This window comes from Limosilactobacillus mucosae DSM 13345 (assembly GCF_001436025.1).
Taxonomy (GTDB): domain Bacteria; phylum Bacillota; class Bacilli; order Lactobacillales; family Lactobacillaceae; genus Limosilactobacillus; species Limosilactobacillus mucosae.
In genome coordinates, this window is sequence record NZ_AZEQ01000020.1 from 1 (window position 1) to 18,914 (window position 18,914).

General features: G+C 46.8%; 17 protein-coding genes. 14 read left to right on the top strand and 3 right to left on the bottom strand.

The features are described 5' to 3' along the window. Positions 1–464: 464 nt before the first annotated feature. Entirely contained in the window at positions 465–3,260 is a 2,796-nt protein-coding gene (locus tag FC47_RS08485; protein ID WP_056968629.1) for a DEAD/DEAH box helicase, read from the bottom strand. Next, positions 3,206–4,111 (bottom strand): SWIM zinc finger family protein, encoded by a 906-nt coding sequence (locus FC47_RS08490; protein ID WP_056968630.1) that lies wholly within the window; start codon positions 4,109–4,111, stop codon positions 3,206–3,208. The genes FC47_RS08485 and FC47_RS08490 overlap by 55 nt, the downstream gene beginning before the upstream one ends. A gap of 455 nt (positions 4,112–4,566) precedes the next feature. Between FC47_RS08490 and FC47_RS08495 the strand changes: the two genes are divergently transcribed. The 8 genes from FC47_RS08495 (at position 4,567) to FC47_RS08530 (ending at position 10,830) form a co-directional block, all read left to right on the top strand. Next, positions 4,567–4,818: a type II toxin-antitoxin system RelB/DinJ family antitoxin gene (locus tag FC47_RS08495; protein WP_056968631.1), complete on the top strand. Its 252-nt coding sequence runs from the start codon at positions 4,567–4,569 to the stop codon at positions 4,816–4,818. Positions 4,819–4,823: 5 nt separating this feature from the next. Continuing rightward, positions 4,824–5,426, top strand: a complete 603-nt coding sequence (locus tag FC47_RS08500; protein ID WP_056968632.1) for a nucleotidyltransferase family protein — start codon at positions 4,824–4,826, stop codon at positions 5,424–5,426. 12 nt (positions 5,427–5,438) lie between these two features. After that, positions 5,439–6,152 (top strand): Panacea domain-containing protein, encoded by a 714-nt coding sequence (locus FC47_RS08505; protein WP_056968633.1) that lies wholly within the window; start codon positions 5,439–5,441, stop codon positions 6,150–6,152. Positions 6,153–6,251: 99 nt separating this feature from the next. Then, entirely contained in the window at positions 6,252–6,941 is a 690-nt protein-coding gene (gene croR / locus FC47_RS08510; RefSeq protein ID WP_006499325.1) for a response regulator transcription factor CroR, read from the top strand. A gap of 109 nt (positions 6,942–7,050) precedes the next feature. Next, positions 7,051–8,229, top strand: a complete 1,179-nt coding sequence (locus FC47_RS08515) for a sensor histidine kinase (protein ID WP_056968634.1) — start codon at positions 7,051–7,053, stop codon at positions 8,227–8,229. 225 nt (positions 8,230–8,454) lie between these two features. Beyond that, positions 8,455–9,387 carry an AzlC family ABC transporter permease gene (locus tag FC47_RS08520; RefSeq protein ID WP_006499328.1) on the top strand — a complete coding sequence of 311 codons (933 nt, stop codon included), beginning with the start codon at positions 8,455–8,457 and terminating at the stop codon, positions 9,385–9,387. A 2-nt stretch (positions 9,388–9,389) separates the two neighbouring features. Continuing rightward, positions 9,390–9,767 carry an AzlD domain-containing protein gene (locus FC47_RS08525; RefSeq protein WP_052133604.1) on the top strand — a complete coding sequence of 126 codons (378 nt, stop codon included), beginning with the start codon at positions 9,390–9,392 and terminating at the stop codon, positions 9,765–9,767. A 514-nt stretch (positions 9,768–10,281) separates the two neighbouring features. Beyond that, positions 10,282–10,830 carry an RBBP9/YdeN family alpha/beta hydrolase gene (locus FC47_RS08530; RefSeq protein ID WP_056968635.1) on the top strand — a complete coding sequence of 183 codons (549 nt, stop codon included), beginning with the start codon at positions 10,282–10,284 and terminating at the stop codon, positions 10,828–10,830. Positions 10,831–10,931: 101 nt separating this feature from the next. On the opposite strand, the gene FC47_RS08535 is transcribed toward FC47_RS08530, so the two are convergent. Then, positions 10,932–12,113 (bottom strand): SAM-dependent methyltransferase, encoded by a 1,182-nt coding sequence (locus FC47_RS08535; protein ID WP_056968636.1) that lies wholly within the window; start codon positions 12,111–12,113, stop codon positions 10,932–10,934. A gap of 121 nt (positions 12,114–12,234) precedes the next feature. Here FC47_RS08535 and FC47_RS08540 point away from each other — a divergent pair, with 121 nt between their 5' ends. The 6 genes from FC47_RS08540 to FC47_RS08565 all read left to right on the top strand — a co-directional run bounded on the left by FC47_RS08540 (position 12,235) and on the right by FC47_RS08565 (position 18,757). Further along, positions 12,235–13,263, top strand: coding sequence for an AI-2E family transporter (locus FC47_RS08540; protein ID WP_056968637.1), 1,029 nt, complete (start codon positions 12,235–12,237; stop codon positions 13,261–13,263). Between the two features lie 920 nt (positions 13,264–14,183). After that, complete coding sequence (locus FC47_RS08545) at positions 14,184–15,374, top strand: ABC transporter substrate-binding protein (protein ID WP_056968638.1); 1,191 nt, start codon at positions 14,184–14,186, stop codon at positions 15,372–15,374. Positions 15,375–15,396: 22 nt separating this feature from the next. Next, entirely contained in the window at positions 15,397–16,275 is an 879-nt protein-coding gene (locus tag FC47_RS08550; RefSeq protein ID WP_056968639.1) for a branched-chain amino acid ABC transporter permease, read from the top strand. Between the two features lie 12 nt (positions 16,276–16,287). Then, positions 16,288–17,253, top strand: a complete 966-nt coding sequence (locus FC47_RS08555; RefSeq protein WP_056968640.1) for a branched-chain amino acid ABC transporter permease — start codon at positions 16,288–16,290, stop codon at positions 17,251–17,253. Positions 17,254–17,265: 12 nt separating this feature from the next. After that, positions 17,266–18,060, top strand: coding sequence for an ABC transporter ATP-binding protein (locus tag FC47_RS08560; protein WP_056968641.1), 795 nt, complete (start codon positions 17,266–17,268; stop codon positions 18,058–18,060). Beyond that, complete coding sequence (locus tag FC47_RS08565) at positions 18,047–18,757, top strand: ABC transporter ATP-binding protein (protein WP_302427511.1); 711 nt, start codon at positions 18,047–18,049, stop codon at positions 18,755–18,757. The genes FC47_RS08560 and FC47_RS08565 overlap by 14 nt, the downstream gene beginning before the upstream one ends. Positions 18,758–18,914 lie beyond the last annotated feature (157 nt).

The window sequence follows — 18,914 nt, forward strand, 5'->3', positions numbered from 1 at the left end:
AGAAATGGCAATTTGAAAATGTATAATTATGGCAGTTTAGGATGGCAATTTATGGTTAGTCGCTGATTCTAATCGGTGGTGGCAGGCAGAATTAAGCAGTAACCATGGTACAACATATGTATGAGATGAAGTACAACTATGAAAGGAGACATTTTTATGGTGTCCATTTATACTGCAAGCCAAGCTCGAAAAGATTTTTTCAAATTAATGTAAAGGTAAAGGAATGACTCTAATGCGAATAGAAGATATTAATATTACTCAAGAAAGTGTTGAAGAATTTTTTGATGAAATTGATGTTGACACTTTGGCAAAAAGTATTGAAGTTTCGTTAGCGTCTCATTCTCAAAATTAGATTTAGCGGTGCATCGATTCTGTTTTCGGTGCAAAATCAGCTCAAATTGCACCGAAAAATAAATTACAGACTAAAAACCGGATCGCAGCCTGAACAGCGATCCGGTTTATATTTAGGCCAAGATTTTGACCAGGTCTTGTTTGGTAAGTCTTGAGTTGGCAACTTGGGAGCCCGATAGCAGATCTTGAGCCAATTGTCGTTTTTGTTCCTGCATGGCCAGAATCTTTTCTTCAATCGTTCCCTTGGCAATCAGACGGTAGACCGAAACCACGTGTTTTTGTCCCATGCGATGAGCACGGCCGATTGCCTGTTCTTCAGCCGCGGCGTTCCACCAAGGATCAAAGAACAGTACGGTATCGGCACTGGTCAGGTTCAAACCGGTCCCGCCAGCTTTCAGTGAGATCAAAAAGACTTTGACGTCATCGTTTGCGTTAAAGTCGTTGACCCGTTTTAAGCGCTCGGCTTTTGGCGTCTGGCCAATGATTTCATAGGTCGGGATGCCTTTTTTCTGTAGTCGTTCTTTAATCAGGGCCAGCATGGAGGTGAACTGAGAAAAGATCAGCAGCTTGTGATCTTCTTCTAAGGCATTTTCGACAAACTCCACGCAGGTATCCAGCTTAGCCGCGGACCCCTTGAAGTCTTCGTAGGCTGTCTGTGGCGCGCAGCAGATCTGGCGGATGCGGGCGAACTCAGCCAAAATCTCCAGCTTGGTGTTTTTGAATTCGGCTTCGTCAGTATTATTCAGCCGATCCTTTAGGCGAGCCACATGCGCGTTGTATAGATCTTGCTGAGCCTTACTCATCCCCACAAAATAGGTTTCTTCCATTTTATCGGGGATTTCTTTGAGCACCTGCTTTTTGGTTCGCCGCAGAATAAATGGCGCGGTCATTTCCTGCAGCTGCGTAAGGGCCGCTTGATCACCCGCCTGGATTGGATTGACAAAGCGCTTGCCGAACTGGCGATGATTGAACAGGTATCCCGGCATGATAAAGTCAAAGATGCTCCATAATTCGTCCAAACGGTTTTCAATCGGCGTTCCAGTCAAAGCAAACCGATGCTGAGCCGCGGCTGCTTTAACGGCTTTGGCGACGGCCGTGGAATGGTTCTTGATCGCCTGGGCCTCATCAATGATTTCAAATGAGAAGGTCTGGTCAGCGTAAAGCTCAATGTCGCGCTTGAGCAGATCATAGGAGGTCAGCACGACTTCATGATCATCAGCCTGGGCAATGAGCTTGCGCCGCTGAGCCTTGGTGCCGATGATCGTCGTGAGTTTGGTCTGTGGTGCGAATTTCTTAAACTCGGCTTCCCAGTTCAGTACCAATGAAGCCGGCGCGATGATCAAGGCTGGCTGCTTAGTTGGCATGGATCTTAGCATGGCAATGATCTGCAGGGTTTTCCCCAGTCCCATCTCATCGGCCAGAATCCCGCCAAACTGATAATGAGCCAGCTTCATCAGCCAAGCCGTCCCTTTTTTCTGGTAGTCGCGCAGCGTTGAAGCCAGGTCGTCAGGCAGATCAAACGGCTGCTGGTCATCACGATCAAAGTTTTCGATCAGTTCGCTCAAACGACCATTGCGGCGGTAGTCAAGTTCGTGTTGCTTTTGCAGCATGGTATCAAGGTAGACGGCACGGTAGCCGGGCAGCTGAATTTTTCCTTTAGCCAGCTGGGTTGGCGTCAGCTCCAGCCCAGCAACCAATTTTTCAATCTGAGCCAGCTGCTGCGCTTTTTTCGTCAGATCAAGAATCGTGCCATCATCGAGCTCAGCATATGATTGGTTTTCATGATAGCTTTGCAGGATTTTCACGGCTTGTTTGGCATTCAATCCCTCGCCAACGAATTCCAGGTTCAGCAGGTCGTTTTCAAAAGCGGCCTCAATACTGAAATTAGGTGCCGGCATGACCTTGAGTCGGCGGAAGGCAGCCGATCCTTCAACGTGGCCAAGTTGCTTGAGAGCGGGGATGACTTCTTGAAGCAGATGATAGGTATTGGCAGGGGTGCGCTCTAGGACATAGGTATTTTCATAATTTTCATTATCCAGCAGAGTTCCCGGATCAAGCTCGCTAAGCTGTTCAAGGATGCGTGTTTCAGCGGGGACGTCTTGAAATAAGCCGCGATCCATCATTTCCCCTTCAAATCGTCCTCTTAAAGGCAGCGTGAACTTGCCATATTTTACAAACGCCTTTAAAAGCAGTTCATGGCTGGTGGCATTAAAGCGAAAAATAAATTCAGGCCGCGGCAAGATCTTGCTGCGCACCAGTTCTTCGTCTTGGAAGTCCACGTTGGCGTTTTGCTTAAGATCCGGTAAGATGTCGTTCATGAAGACCGGCACGCGGACACGGCCAATCGTAAATGGCTCGCCTGGCTTGTCGAGTTCATTGACCAGTTCATTGGTGATGCTGCTGGTCGGGGTAAGCTTAATGAATTCATCGTCCGCAATCTCATATTCAGCTTCAAAACCATGTGCATGCGGTACGGTTCGGAAATCATCAGTCTTTGGATGGGTGATGTTGATGCCTTCCAGCTGCTGCTTGTCAAAGGATGTCTTAATGATCAGGTTAGGCTTGCTCAGCGGTTCAACGGTCGCCTGCAGAATCGTCTTATCACCATTGATGGTTGCCGGAATGCCGTTGTTTTCCTGTGCGTAATGATACAGCACGTCGGCAATGCGGCCATTAATTGGAATGTCTTTGGTTTCAACGCCATAACCCGTGTCAGAATTCAACAGCGCTTCATAGCCAAAAGCGGTATAAAACTCATTCAATAGTTTGAGTGAGGGGGCATCAAATTGATCCGTGGCAAAATTGATCGTCAGTTTAGCCCCGAGCTTTAAGCTTTCCTTGTGATTCCAGGCCGCTAAGAAGCGTGGAAATGAAGTGATCTTATACTTAAAGCTATCGGGCAGTCCCACCCGCAGATCGCAACTGTCCCAGTAGTCTTGGATAACGATATTCGGGATAATCTGCAGCTGGCGTGATGTTCAAGCGGCCGATTGCTAAGCAGATGCTGATCAACGAATTGAATAAAGTTTTCGGCCGAGACACTGGTTGCGTCGTTGATGTTAATGATGGTGACGAATTCAATGAAGGCATCAATCAGCGTGATCTTATGAGAGCAGATTCGATCGCGGTGAGCTGGATTGGTACACTGCAGGGTAAGCAGCTTGTTTTTGGTACATGTGAGCGAACCGATTGCTTTTTTGCCCGGCTTGAATGAGAAATGAAAGGATCGTTTAAAAGCCGCTTCTGGTTCGCGGTCGGCAGCAGAAAAGCTGTACATTGGCTGCAGATCAGAGTAGTCAAAGACATCATCATATGGTAGATCAGGCGTGCTCAGCCACTTGGCCATTGGCATTTCCAAATCACCGAGGATGGCGCGAATGTCAAAATAGAATTGGCCGTTAGCACAGCGAGCATTGTAGACTTTATCCAGATACTCCTGCCAGAGAATTTGATCATCCGACTGATGAGACTTGGGCCGATTAGCCTGATTTTCGTATTCATACAGGACCGCGGCTTCATGCTTGCAGTAATTGCCTTTTTTAGCAAAAGGACAGCTGCATTTCATGTTCCATTGCCCGCTGGCGAGATCGTGGGTAATGGAAACACGGTAAGCCTTGCTGCCGATTACTTTCGCATTGATGAGCAGCACGTTGTCATCGTTTTTTGAAATATGAAATGATTTGACACAGTCATTAGCAACGTAATCACGGCCGCGCTTTAGAATGGTCGCGTTGAAGTAGGAACGCCATTTTTCGTTCATGGAAAGCTCCTTTATATAGTAGAAATTAATACGAATGTGGCAAAGACTGCCAACGATATGTCTTGATTTTAGCGCAAGGCTAAGCGAGTGTCATCCGTAAAACCAAGGATAATCAAAATTTAGCAGTGCATCGATTCTGTTTTCGGTGCAAAATCAGCTCAAATTGCACCGAAAAATAAATTACAGACTAAAAACCGGAGCGCGGCCTGGAATACGATCCGGTTTATATTTTGGGCGATGGTCAGTTGTTTTAGGAGCGTTGTCAATTAAGTGTCAATTAAGATTTTAGGAACATCACCAAAAGTAGGATTAAATGGATTCATAATTGCTTCTCTCTTTTAAACTCTTTTAAACTTGGCTGCAAATGGCAATCACCAAGCGAAATATTTTGGATTGATATTGGTTAATAATATATAATATCAGTATAACAAAAGCATTAAAAAGAGGTCTTAATGATGGCAACCGTATCTATGAATTTTAAAACCGACGCCGAAAGCAAAAAGCAGTTTGATGAAGTTGCTCAGAAATTGGGACTGTCTTCGTCGGCACTGCTGAATATCTTCGTTAAGCGGGTCGCCAAGGAAAAAGCCATCCCGTTTCGCGTTGCAGTCGTTTCAGAAAAAGACGATGACCAAGTTGAGATTCCGCGGGCCGTAATGGAAGAAATCGCCGCTTATTATGTCAATAAGAAAACTGACGGAGAATAGCTGAGATGGATGTGATATCAGTAATTGATGAATTGATCGATGATATCTATTCATTGCATAACGAATTCGAAGGCGAGTACCTACAAGAGCGCAACTTGGCTTTCAATCTGAAAAAAGTAGGCTTTACCGAGATCAAGGATAATGCCGAGTTCCATCAAATGATTGATTTTGAGTTGAGTCAGCTTCAGACCTTTATGTTTATAAATGCTTATCGATTAGCGTATAATTCTGAAGAAGCAACAATCCGACATCGTTTAAAGAACATTGACACGATTGATAAAAAGATCGCCTACTATGCGCATAAAGAAAAAAGTATGAATAAGATTCCCTTACTAAAAGGGCTTAATGACTTTTTGGGTGTACGAATTATTGGTAACAATGTTAATGATGATCTGGCAGAAATTATTGCGCTGTTAGATCAGAAAAAATCAAATAAGATTATCTCACGTTATTATCACCGTGATGATGGCAAATATCATGCGCTCCACTGTTATTTTAAAAAAGATAATTTCGCTTTTCCCTGGGAGCTGCAAATATGGGATGAACTTGATAAACAGGCAAACTTTGCAGATCATGATCGGCATGAAGAAGAAAAGAACTTTAGATAGGAGGTTAGGTAGATGTATCAATTAGTGATGCTGGCGAAAATTTCATCCAAGCAGTACGCCTACTGTTTTTCAACTGAAAATCGCCAAGAATATATTGATTTTAGTCAAAGAATGGCAAAAGAAATCCCATCTGAGTTGTTTTCATACTTCTCAACCCATTTTTTCAACGGCAAGACTAAAACATTCAAAGATATTCAAAAAATGGATCCCTATTTCCGCGATGTCAGACAAGTCATGGACTATCATGATTTCTTAAAAGAGCTGCAGGGCGATATCGAATTTGATGCCATTGACGTTGCCAGCTACCTGCAGCGGCGGTATGCCTTTCCATCATTCGTTCTGCAAAAAACGCTGTACTTTGTCTATGCCGAGCTGCTGACTGAATATGGCCGCCCGATCTTCAAAGCCGAATTTGAGGCCTACAACAGAGGTCCAGTTGAGCGATCGGTATACCGCGACAACAAATATATCGATAAGCTGGCTGACAACTATGACTTCATGCCAAAGGTCGTCGCGCTTGATGATGCCCAACACATTATTGACGTCATTAACGAAACGGCGCAAAAATACGGTCAATACTATCAGCAGCATGATGCCTGGAACCACGAGGCAGACAATCTGACGCATCGGCCGGGAACACCTTGGAGCATCGCGCATGCAAAAGGGCAAAACACTTTGTTGAGCGATGATGATATTTTGAAGTACCACGCGCTGGAAAGACTGTAATTTAAACATTTCTAAAGCCCGCGTCTGATGCGAGCTTTTTTCTTTTAGGCTCGTTATAATAAAAGAAGCTAAATTACGAAAAAATGAGGAGTACGGCTTATGAAAATTTTGATTGTTGATGACGATAAAGACATCGTTCAATTATTAGAAATCTATGTCCGCAATGAAGGATATGAGCCAATCACGGCCTACAACGGCAAAGAAGCCCTAACCAAATTAAACACCAACCCAGATATTAGCCTGGTAATCCTAGACATCATGATGCCAGAAATGGACGGGATGGAAGTTATCAAGCAGGTGCGCAAGGATTCATCAATTCCAATTTTGGTGGTTTCGGCCAAGACAACGGACATGGATAAGATTCAAGGCTTGATCACGGGGGCCGATGATTATGTCACCAAGCCTTTCAATCCCCTGGAGGTCATGGCCCGTGTCAAGTCCCTGCTGCGGCGGAGTAAAGGCGATCTGACCAACGATGAGCCGGATGTCTTGAACGTTGGCCCGTTGGTGATTAACAAGGATTCCCACGAGGTTAAGACGCTCAAGGGTGATACGATTCAGCTGACGGCGCTGGAATTTGGGATTTTGTACCTGTTGGCCAGTCATCCCAACCGTGTTTTCAGCGCGGACGATATTTTTGAACGGGTTTGGCAGCAGGAGTCCGTGGTTTCGGCTAAGACGGTCATGGTTCACGTTAGCCACCTGCGCGATAAGATCGAGGCCGCTACCGGTGGTGAAAAGGTCATCGAAACGGTGTGGGGCGTTGGCTACAAGGTTGAAAGCCACTAGTTTTGATTTGATAGATGAGGTCCGGCGCTCAGATAAATGGGCATTGGGCCTTTTATCATGTTTGGTTGGCAGGCTCGCGGTATTTACGTGGGCGGTTAGGGGGTAAAGTTTGAAGTTAACTACGCGTGAAAAGAGCTCGCTATTTTTTGAGGGCGTCTCGACGGTGATTTTGCTAGCAATGATCAATCTGGCCATCATCGTGATTCTGCAATGGATCGTGCGGCATAATCCCGGCGTCAACAGCGGGATCTTCATCATTAAACAATCCTTGGCGTTTGGCCCGATGGAGATTCGTATCTGGAGCTATCAGCGCATCGTGATTGGCATCATGCTGATCATCGATGTTTGGGTCGTCTGGTGGCGCTTGATGCGGCGCTACCGGCAGTACCAAATGGACCACATTATCAGAGAACTGCATTACATCGCGCAGGGACATCTGGATCACCGCATTCCCTTTAAGCTCAATGGTTCGCTGCAGGACGTCATTACCAGCGTTAATACTTTGGTTGACAGCGTCGTTCAGTCAATGGATGATGAGCGGCAAGTAGAAAAGTCCAAAGATGAGCTGATCACCAACGTCAGCCACGACCTGCGCACGCCGCTGACCAGCATCATTGGCTATCTGGGTTTAATCGAAAACAAACAGTATCACAGTGAGCAAGACATTTTGCAATACAACCACATCGCCTACGAAAAAGCCGTGCAGATGAAGGGGATGGTCGATGATCTGTTTGAATTTACCAAGGTACAGCAGCATGGCGCTCCACTTAATTTCATGAAAGTCGATCTGGATCCGCTGTTGGAACAGGTCAGTGCCAGTTTTGAGCTGGAAGCCGAAAAGAAGGGAATTGAGATTTTCACGCACGTTGATCCTAAACCGTTAATGATTGAAGCTGATCCGGAAAAACTGGGCCGCGTCTTCAGCAATCTGGTGGCAAATGCATTGAAGTATGGTCATGGGGCTACCTGGATCAAACTTTCGGCCGCGCGTTACCATGACATGATCATCGTGAAGGTTGCCAACAACGGGGAGCCGATTCCGCAAAAGTCGCTGAAGCACGTCTTTGACCGGTTCTACCGCGTTGAGTCATCGCGCTCTAAAGCGACTGGCGGGACTGGGCTGGGCCTGGCAATCGTCAAGGGTGTTGTGGACCGGCACCATGGTCAGGTCTCGGTAGCCTCTGATGAAAAAGAAACTGCCTTTACCGTGGTGTTGCCAGCCAGTCAAACCGCGCCATCAGAAGCAGCGGTCAATGGGGACGCTGCCAAAGCACAGCTGGCTGAGTAGTTAAGTATCTATCAAAGCGTAGCCGGCTGAATCGTTGGGCTGACGTTTGAGCAATGATTTGGGCAGTCGGAAAATCAGTTTTGCTTAACGATCAGCAAAAACCGAACTAAATCGGGCTATTCTGGTATTCTTTAAAATTTAAATATGTTAGACTGGAATTGCATCGTGTTCAAAGGAATACGAGATAAAAGATGAAAAACATTTAAATGCTGGGGGATATACTTTTTGGCTAAAGCACAGCAAATCAATCCAGAAGGTGCCAGATGGCTGCAGGTCTTAGGCGTTTCGATGCCGCTTTGCCTGAGTTACGTGCCAATTGGCGTTGCCTGTGGGATTTTGTTACACGCCGCGGGGATGAACTTCCTGCTGACGTTTCTTGTTTCGGTGATGGTTTTCTCCGGTGGGGCTCAATTCATCTTGGCTTCGCTGTTGATGCTTGATGCACCCATCTCCTCAATTTTTATGACGCTGTTTTTCTTGGAACTGCGCTATGCATTGCTGGGATCCAGTCTTTCCAAGTATATGCAAAATGAGTCGCAGCGCTTCGTTTGGCTGTTTTCCGTTTCAATGAACGACGAAAACTATGCCGTCAACTATCTGAAATTTGCGACCGACAAAAACTGGACGCCTAAAGATGCCTTGTTGGTAGAGCACTATTCGCTTTTATCATGGGCGGGGGGCAATATGGTCGGCGGTCTGATCGGCAGTGCCGTGCACATCGATCTGGAAATCGTTGACTTTGCCTTGACGGCGCTGTTCTTGTACATGATCGTAATGCAGGTGCGCAATCACTTGTCACTGTTGATCAGTCTGGTTTCAGCGGTGCTGGCAGTCATCTTCTTGAGTCTGACCAAGAGTACGCTGGGAATCATCATTGCTACTTTGATTGCCTCGTTTATCGGTTTCATGATCGAAAATACGGTTCGTCAACGTTCTGATCATCCCGACGATGCCTGGATCATGCGCAAACTTTTCCGACCGGCTTCATCGCGTGATACGATCAGCGACCGGCAGGAAAAGGATCGGGAAGCTGAGGTTGAGGCCGAGCTGAAAGCCGAGTTGAAAGAAAAACTGCAAAATGATGCCAAAACCGATGAAGCAGCCAGTGATTCGGCAGCGGTCAAGCAGGAGAGCAAGAAATCGAGTGGAGATAAATAGACATGAGTGATTTATTAACTGGTATGCCGGTGCTGTCGTTGGTGCCCAGTCATCACAACCTGACCTATCATTTGATCGTCATCGTGATCGCGGCCTTCGCGGCATTTATCCCGCGCTACTTCCCAATGCGTTTCTTTACCAACCGGAAGATTCCGCTCTGGTTTAACGAATGGATGAAGTACGTGCCGGTCAGTCTGTTTACGGCATTGGTTGTTAAGTCGATCTTTATGAGTAAGACCTACGCCTTTGTGCCATTTGGTCATGTCAGTCAAATCCTGGCAGCTGTTATCGTAATGATCGTTGCCTACTTTACGCGTTCCATGGCCGTTTCAGTAATCGGCGGGCTGGCCGCGGTATGGCTGATTTCTTTGGTAATTTAAAATAATTGCAAATAATTGAAGCGTCATTTTCAAAAGCATGATGGCTGGGTTCTGAGCCTGGCATGATCATCATGGGCTGCCTTGCGTCGGAATTGTCCGCGCTGGCTGAAAATGGCGCTTTTCAAATTTCATTACGGTTTGATCATTGAGCCGTTGTGGTGCATCATAATGGCTTTGCCAAATAGACGTGTTCGAATTTCAGTTTTGGGCAAAGCGAGTGCTATGAGCAATGTATCGGTGATTGTCCGGTTGCGGGTAAGGTCTCATTGGTGATTACTTGCCATTTGGACTGCCGATAATGTTCCATTGATGGCTGTCAGAATGTCCGCACCAGTTAATTTGCCATCCTGTAGTTAATTCAGTTAATCTAGTCAATCCGTCACCGGTTACCCAAATAGTCGTGCGACTGCCTGGTTCGATTTGAAAATGGCGCTTTTTCATTTTGCGTCAAGCCAGCTGGGGCGATTCATCTTATAATTAAGCCAAGCATTGATAAAACGAGAGGAGTAATTTAATGAAGAAAGCATATTTGATTCATGGGACCTCCACCCGCGATGATGACTGGTTCCCATGGCTAGAAAAAGCGGCACGACCGGAAATTGAGCTGGATCGACTCTGGCTGCCCGATCCGTTTGCCCCGCAACCGGCAGCGTGGAATCAAGCGGTTGATGATCAAATCAAAGCTGAAGATGGCATTACGCTGGTAGCGCATAGTCTGGGCTGCATAACGGCAGTACGCTGGCTGGCGCGGCATAACGTTAAGAACGTGGGCCTGCTTTTGGTAGGGGCGTTTGATCAGCCGCTGCCAGACTACGCGGGTTTAGATGAATTCATGCAGGGCGGGGTTGACTATCGCCAAGTGCGGCCCAAGATCAGCCGTGCGACCGTGATCACAGCGCAAAACGATCCCATTGCGCCATATCAGTTTGGTGTAGCCATGGCCAATCGATTGGGTGCCAAATTGATCGTACGTCCAGATGGTGGGCATTTCTTAACCAGTGATGGCTTTACGGAATTTCCGCTAGCATTGACGGAGCTAAAACGCGTTGCCGGCGTTGCCTGACTTGGTGGCCATTGCGACTAGCATTGACATTAGATTTATCGCTAGCTTTATCTTCAAAATAAAAAGATCCGCCATACTGAAAACGTGACGGATCTTTTTATTTATTGCTGATTGCTCATGTAATCGCGCGTCATTGGCAGGTTCTTGCCGGATGCACCCTTGGTAATCAAGAATTGCATGACGTCGATGTTGCCCGATTCAAATGAGGCCGCGCATGCTTGCAGGTACAGATCCCACATGCGTGTAAACCGTTCGCCCATCATATCTTGAATGTGAGCGCGATGGGCATTGAAGTTCATGTCCCAGATTTCAAGCGTTCGCTGGTAGTGGCGGCGCAGCATTTCAATGTCGGCAATCTGCAGATTATTTTCAACGATGTGGCCAACCATTTCCTGCAAGCCCGGCACATAACCACCAGGGAAGATGTACTTATTGATCCAACCGTTGTAGGCGCCGCCTTGTTGACGCGTAATCCCGTGAATCAGAGCCACGCCATCATTGGTCAAATAGCGAGCGATATCTTTAAAGTATAGGCCCAGGTTTTCTTTACCGACGTGTTCAAACATCCCCACGGAAACAATATAGTCCCATTTTTGATCGCCTAATTCGCGGTAGTCCATCAATAAGACCTCGGCTACGTCCTGCAGGTGTTCTTCTTCAATCTTATTTTGCACCAGGCGATACTGTTCCTTGCTCAGCGTAACGCCGGTAACCTTCAGCCCGTATTCGCGCGCGGCCGTCAGCATCAAGGTGCCCCAGCCGCAGCCGATGTCGAGCAGCTTTTTGCCAGGCTGTGGGTGCAGCTTGTTGATGATGTGGTGTACTTTGGCTAACTGGGCGGCCGTCAGATCGTCATGGTTGCCATTGGTAAAGTAGGCACAAGAATAGGTCAGCGTGTCATCCAGCCACAGCTTGTAAAAATCGTTGCCGACGTCATAGTGACTTTGCACATCATCGGCACTTTCTTTTTCGCCGTGTCCCTGCTTAGGCATAAAGCGCCGGAACTTGCTGTTGCGCATAAAGCTGTCTTTGCTTTCATAGGCCGATTCAATGACTTTTTGAATGCTACCGTCAATTTCGATTTTCTTATCCATGAAGGCCTCGCCTAAAGCGATTGAAGCGTTTTTGGTCAGGTCGCGCACTGGGATCTTCTCGTTGAACCGAATTGTTGCTTGCGGCTCGCCATTGCCGTAAACGACTGAGGAACCATCCCAGAATACGATTTTAACGGGGATGGTAAATGAGCGGCTCAGCAAGACTTTATAAAATGTCTTTTCCAACATGTGCTTTTCCTTCTTTCCAATCCGTATGCAGGTTATTATACACCAGGCAGTAAAATTAGGCGGAATTTGCATCATTGCATGCTATACTTAGGCTAAATTGTCTAAAAATAGGAGGGATTGGATGGTCAATGCATGGCATCGATTCATCGATAACGTACCATTAAGGCGGTTTGCAGTGTTGGCGCTGTTGATCTGGGTGCTCTATTTGGTACGAGGAATGCTGAGCGCAATTCTGCTGACGTTTATCTTTACATACATTGTAGTGCATTGGGTTCGCTTCGTTCAGCGCTGGATTCCCAGACTCCCCTCGCTGCTGGTGGTCCTGGCAACCTATGTCGTTTTGATTGCGGCTGTCTACTTTGCGGTAACCAAATACTTGCCGCTGCTGATCACGCAGATTGTAAAGATGGTCAATTCGGTCTTAAAATTCTATCAATCGCAGGATGGTTCTTGGCTGATCAAACAGCTCAATCACTACATTAGTGCCAAAACTGTCACAGCCCAGGTCAAGCATGGCATCAACCTGGCTTTTTCGACTTTAACCAGCCTGACGAAGATGGCAGTGACGTTCTTTATGTCATTTATTTTGAGTTTCTTTTATACGATTGAGCTCAAGCAGATGTATTCATTTAGCCGTTTGTTTTTAACTAGTGAGCTGTTCAGCTGGCTGTTTGAGGATATCTATTATTTTGGCAAGAAGTTTGTTAATACGTTCGGTGTGGTTTTGGAGGCGCAGTTCTTTATTGCACTCTGCAATACGGCGCTGACAACGATCTGTCTGATGTTTATGCATATGCCGCAGATTCTGGCACTGGCTTTGATGGTCTTTATTTTCAGTCTGGTGCCGGTTGCTGGGGTGATTATTTCGCTGATTCCGTTGAGCATGGTTGGCTATTCAGTTGGTGGCATTCGCGACGTAATCTACATCATCATTATGATTATTGCAATTCATGCACTGGAATCGTACGTCTTGAATCCTAAGTTTATGTCCAGCCGCACGGAACTGCCGATCTTTTATACGTTCGTAGTGCTGATGGTCAGTGAAAAACTGTTTGGCACCTGGGGCTTAATCGTCGGCGTGCCGATTTTTACTTTCCTGCTTGACATCATGGGAGTAAAGTCGATTGGCGATAAAAAACAAAATGAATAGTTTTAACGACCAGCATTGATGAAAATCGGTGCTGGTTTTTTCGACAGGTGCAGCCGGTTTGAGCGACGTAAGCTTTTCGCCATCATATTACTGCTTGGGTCACGATGAAGCAATCCAGGATATCATCACTGTGAAACTGCTCTTGATTGTCGATTTGACGTTTCAGCTGCTTATTAAAATGTTTAACGAATGAAATATCCAATAATTCCTGTATAAAACATATGATAAAAATATCATTACCTACTATTAGCAAAAAATCTGGCAATAGTAGGTAAATCGTAAATGAGTGGTTAAACTTGACGATGAGATAAATAACCAAACTGCCGATGCTCAATGGCGATAAGGCGAGCGGAACGTGAATAGTCGACTTGTACTTCTATTAGGCTGGAATTTGACAACTTCGATTTACAATTGTAATTGCAGGTGGTCCATAGCGCTGATCTGAGAATAACGGTAATTTGAAAATGACGGTGTTGTGCAATACGAGACGGTTGTGGATTGTTACTCACCATCAAAATCAGCTGCTTCAAATTGTTGATTAATACAAAATTAAAAATAAATTAAAAATGCGTTGACTTTCTAATCTGGAATCAGTAGACTAAAACACATCAAATATTTACTACGGCAAAAGAAAGGAGCCATGGATCATGAAAAAGCAATTATTCGTACAACTCAACAACATGGCTCTTCAATTGAACGCCCTACTGCTACTGCAGTTCAAGGACCCGGTTGCGTGATTAAGCATTTTTGCTGATCAGCGATTGAGCCCTTCTTTCTGTTGGCATGGGGGCCGATCGATACCGGTTGAGAAAAGCCCTCATTCCATTGCGGATGAGGGCTTTTTTCTTTGGTCAAATGCAGTCAGCAAAATATTTGATTGATTGAATGATGAGAAAAATTAAACAAGGGGAGTCAGGCTTATGAAGATTAAAAATAAGAAAACGGGGATTGCCATAATGATGGCAGCCATGACCATGATGGCAGCAGGATGTTCCGCAACTGGTTCGCAAAAAGGCAACTCAGCTTCAGGCAATACGATTAAGGTTGGGGTCAACATGGAACTGTCTGGCGCGGCCGCTGGCTATGGTCAACAAGAAGAAAACGGGATCAAGCTTGCCGTTCACGATATTAACAAAAACGGCGGTATTAAGGTTAACGGCAAGAAGATGAAGATCAAGATCATCACGCGCGACAACAAGACCTCAACTTCAACGGCGGCTTCGGTTGCTTCACAATTAACCACCAAGGACAAGGTTGTTGCTACGGTCGGCCCCGCAACGACCAACGCGGCTACGGCAGCTATTCCAAACCAGACCAAGGCGCAGGTGCCACTGGTTTCACCAACCGCGGCTGATCCTAGCTTTACGCGGACTAAGAAGGGTGGCGTTCAAAAGTACGTCTTCCGGGCCCAGGCACAAAACAACTACCAAGGTCAAGTGGCTGCCAACTTCGCCAACACGCATCTGAAGGCTAAGCGCGTAGCTATCTTGGCTGATAACTCCAGTGACTACGGGACGGGACTTGCCAAAGCATTTAAGAAGAACTTTAAGGGTACGATCGTTTCAACGCAGTATTTCCAAGAAGGCGACAAGGACTTTAGCTCTTTGATTACGGCTATCAAGAACAAGAAGATCGATGCCATCTACGTTCCGGGCTACTACTCTGAAGTCGGCGTGATCATCAAGGAAGCGCGTGAAGCAGGCATCACGGCGCCAATCGTTGGTTCTGGTGGGATGGCCGATCCAAAGCTTGCTAAGATTGCTGGTGCTTCAAACGCAACCAACGTTTACTACACGACGCCATTCTCCACGATTACGGCTGAAAAGAACGCAGCAGCTCGCAAGTTTATGAAAGAATACAAGGCTAAGTACGGTCAAACGGCACCAACCTACTCTGCATTAGGCTACGACGCGACGATGATGGTTGCCAACGCCATCAAGAAGGCTGACTCAACCAACTCCAACAAGATTACGGATGCTTTGGCCAAGACCAAGAACATGAAGGGTGTTACTGGGACGATCACGGTCAACAAGCACCACGATCCACAGATGAAGATGTCGGTTGAACAAATGACCAACGGCAAGGTTGTTGCCGGCTACACTGTTAAGTAATTAAAGAAAGGGGGCACCAACCGTGCAAATCTTTATGCAGCAACTGATCAACGGTCTCTCGCTTGGCAGCATCTATGCGCTGTTGGCTCTGGGATACACGATGATCTACGGGATTGTCAAGATTATTCACTTCGCGCATGGTGACGTCTACATGCTGGGGGCGTTCTTCGGCTACTATACGATCAACGTCTGGCATTTCAACTTTATCATGGCGCTGTTTAGCTCAATGATCTTCTGCGCTTTGGTGGGCATGCTGATCGAGTTTGTCGCATATCGGCCGCTGCGTCATTCATCACGGATTGCCGTTTTGATCACGGCGATTGGGGTGTCCTACTTTTTGGAAAACGGCATGTCGGTTCTGTTTTCAGGCGACACACGCGATTTTCCGCAGGTTATCAAGCAGGTCAACTATGAATGGTTCGGTATTCGCGTAACCAACGTCCAGCTACTGATCTTTGTCACAACGATTATCCTGATGATCGTTTTGCAGCTGATCGTCAAGAAAACCAAGATGGGACGGGCAATGCGGGCGGCCGCGGCTGATCCGGTGGCAGCGGAACTGATGGGGATCAACATCAATGGTACGATCTCATTTGTCTTTGCAATTGGCTCAGCAATGGCTGGGGCAGCTGGTGTTTTGATTGGTCTGTACTACAACTCGATTGAACCAACGATGGGGCTGACGCCAGGGATCAAGGCCTTTGTCGCCGCTGTCGTTGGCGGTGTCGGCTCCATTCCAGGGGCAGCAGTCGGGGCCGTGATTATTGGCTGTCTGGAATCACTGATGCAGGCGATTGGCTTCTCTGCTTTCAAGGATGCAGCCGTCTATGTTGTTTTAATTATCGTATTGCTGTTCTTGCCAGCAGGTCTGTTTGGCAACAAGCAGCCAGAAAAGGTTTAGGGAGGCGCGAAGATGAAAACACGTTGGCAGACCATTGCCATCTGGTTCGTCTGCATGGCAGCCGGATATGGCATTATCTATGCTGGTGAAATGACTGGCGTGGTTGATACGTTTATCGAGAACATGCTGGTTATGATGGGCATCAACATCATCCTGGCCGTCAGTCTGAACCTGATCGTGGGCTTTTCTGGTCAGTTTTCGCTGGGTCATGCCGGCTTTATGGCAATTGGCGCCTATGCAACGGGAATTATGACGCAAACTGAATCAACATTTGCAGGGCTGATCTTTTCCATGATTACCGGCATTGTGATTACGATTGTGATTGCTCTGATCGTTGGGGTTCCAACCTTGCGGCTTAAAGGCGATTATTTAGCGATTGCGACGATGGGGGCGGCCGAAATTATCCGGCTGACCGCCAATAACTTAAAGATTACCAATGGACCGGCTGGGCTCTACAATATTCCCCAGCTTGCCACTTGGCCGCTCGTTTACATTATGATGTGTCTGACGATTATTATCGTTGCCAATTTTGTTCACAGTAAGACGGGCCGGGCGATTCGCGCTGTTCGCAATGACGAGCTGGCGGCCACGGCCATGGGCATCAACGCAACTAAGTACAAATTAATGGCCTTTGTAATGGGCGCGTCACTGGCAGCTGTAGGTGGCTCACTCTATGCTTCCTACTTGCAGAGTATTGCCCCAAGCAATTTCAACATCATGGAGTCGGTTTCGATTCTGATTATTGTTGTTTTAGGCGGTATCGGTAGCATTACTGGATCCGTAATTGCTGCCGTCGTCTTAGGCGCAATCGACACGATTCTGCAAAACTTCGGCTCGCTGCGGATGGTTATCTACGCGGTCATGCTGATTGTCATTATGATTGCTAAGCCAAGTGGTTTGATGGGCCGGCGTGAGTTTTCAATTGGCAAATGGCTGGCGAAACGTACGGCCAAAAAGCAGGCTGCCGCTGAATCATAGAAAGGAGCAACTATGGCAGAGAAATTATTAACCGTTCGCAACGTTACGCGACAGTTTGGTGGACTGACAGCGGTCAATGACGTTTCGATGACGATCTATGATAATGAGTTGGTCGCTTTAATCGGTCCCAATGGTGCTGGTAAGACAACCTTGTTCAACATGTTGAGCGGCCTTTTGCCAGCCACCAGCGGTACGATTGCCATCCGTCATGATGGTCGCTTCTATAAGGTCAGCGGTAAGGGTGCTACCAGTGTTGCGCAGCATGGTATCTCACGGACGTTTCAAAACATTCGACTGTTTGGCGACATGACGGTGCGGGAAAACATCATGGCGGCGCTGAACAATCAATTTAAGGAAAGTTTTTGGGGTACGATTATTCGAACGCCGCACTACTATCGTACTGAACGCGAGATGAATGACGCGGCCCAGAAGCTGATTGACCGCTATCATTTGACGGCGGTTGCTGACAGTCCAGCCAACAAGCTGCCATATGGGATGCAGCGACGCGTTGAAATCGTGCGGGCCTTGGCAACCAAGCCGAAGATTATCTTTTTGGATGAGCCGGCCGCGGGGATGAACCCTGAAGAAACGGCGGAGCTGACAACGATGATTCGGCAGCTGCGCGATGAGAACAATCTGGCCGTCCTTTTAATCGAACATGATATGTCATTGGTGATGAGCCTGGCTGAACGGATTTATGTTTTAGATCAAGGCGAGGTTTTGGCCAGTGGCACGCCAAAAGAAGTGAGTCAGAATTCAGCCGTTGTCAAAGCATATTTGGGAGGTGATGCCAATGCTGCAGGTTAAGGACTTGAGTATCAGCTATGGTGCGATTCAAGCAGTCCGTCACGTTGATTTTGAAGTCAAAAAAGGTGAGATCGTGACCTTAATTGGGGCGAATGGCGCGGGTAAATCAACGATTCTTAAGACGATTTCGGGAATTGTTAAGCCGCAGTCGGGCTCCATTGAATATCAAAATGAATCACTGATTGGCAAAAAGGCGCCGCAAATCGTGGCCGCGGGAATCTCTCAGGTTCCAGAAGGGCGGCACGTCTTTCCAGCCATGACCGTGATGGAAAATCTGCAGTTGGGCTCATATCTGCAAAAGAATCGCGACCAGATTGATCAACGCCTGCAGGAAATCTTTGAAATGTTTCCGATTTTAAAAGAGCGCCAGCACCAAGACGCGGCGACCCTTTCCGGTGGTGAGCAGCAGATGTTGGTAATGGCGCGAGCAATGATGGCTAACCCAGAGCTGTTGCTTTTGGATGAACCATCAATGGGATTGGCACCGATTTATATTCAGAAAGTTTTCGACATCATTCAAAAAATCAACGCGCAAGGGACCACGATTCTTTTGATCGAGCAGAACGCGCATCAGGCTCTTTCGATTGCTGATCGAGGCTACGTGATTGCCTCGGGAGAAATTCAGCTGAGCGGCAGCGGACAGACACTTTTGAATGATCCAAAGGTTAAACGAGCCTATCTTGGCGAATCGGCTTAAAAGCGCTTTAATAATGGTATATAATAGTAGAAAAGTTCCATTCAAATAGGATGGAGCTTTTTTTATAATATTGACAATTTACGGTTTACACTTCATAATAAAGCCGTTGTTGTTATGAATGTACTTAAATTAAAGCTTATTTAACTTGATATAAGCT

Excerpts from the sequence above, each read along its gene's own strand:
- FC47_RS08500 (WP_056968632.1), top strand. The coding sequence starts at position 4,824 with ATGGATGTGATATCAGTAATTGATGAATTGATCGATGATATCTATTCA.
- FC47_RS08530 (WP_056968635.1), top strand. The coding sequence starts at position 10,282 with ATGAAGAAAGCATATTTGATTCATGGGACCTCCACCCGCGATGATGAC.
- croR (WP_006499325.1), top strand. The coding sequence starts at position 6,252 with ATGAAAATTTTGATTGTTGATGACGATAAAGACATCGTTCAATTATTA.
- FC47_RS08490 (WP_056968630.1), bottom strand. The coding sequence starts at position 4,111 with ATGAACGAAAAATGGCGTTCCTACTTCAACGCGACCATTCTAAAGCGC.
- FC47_RS08495 (WP_056968631.1), top strand. The coding sequence starts at position 4,567 with ATGGCAACCGTATCTATGAATTTTAAAACCGACGCCGAAAGCAAAAAG.
- FC47_RS08505 (WP_056968633.1), top strand. The coding sequence starts at position 5,439 with ATGTATCAATTAGTGATGCTGGCGAAAATTTCATCCAAGCAGTACGCC.
- FC47_RS08535 (WP_056968636.1), bottom strand. The coding sequence starts at position 12,113 with ATGTTGGAAAAGACATTTTATAAAGTCTTGCTGAGCCGCTCATTTACC.
- FC47_RS08540 (WP_056968637.1), top strand. The coding sequence starts at position 12,235 with ATGGTCAATGCATGGCATCGATTCATCGATAACGTACCATTAAGGCGG.
- FC47_RS08555 (WP_056968640.1), top strand. The coding sequence starts at position 16,288 with ATGAAAACACGTTGGCAGACCATTGCCATCTGGTTCGTCTGCATGGCA.
- FC47_RS08545 (WP_056968638.1), top strand. The coding sequence starts at position 14,184 with ATGAAGATTAAAAATAAGAAAACGGGGATTGCCATAATGATGGCAGCC.
- FC47_RS08560 (WP_056968641.1), top strand. The coding sequence starts at position 17,266 with ATGGCAGAGAAATTATTAACCGTTCGCAACGTTACGCGACAGTTTGGT.
- FC47_RS08525 (WP_052133604.1), top strand. The coding sequence starts at position 9,390 with ATGAGTGATTTATTAACTGGTATGCCGGTGCTGTCGTTGGTGCCCAGT.
- FC47_RS08565 (WP_302427511.1), top strand. The coding sequence starts at position 18,047 with ATGCTGCAGGTTAAGGACTTGAGTATCAGCTATGGTGCGATTCAAGCA.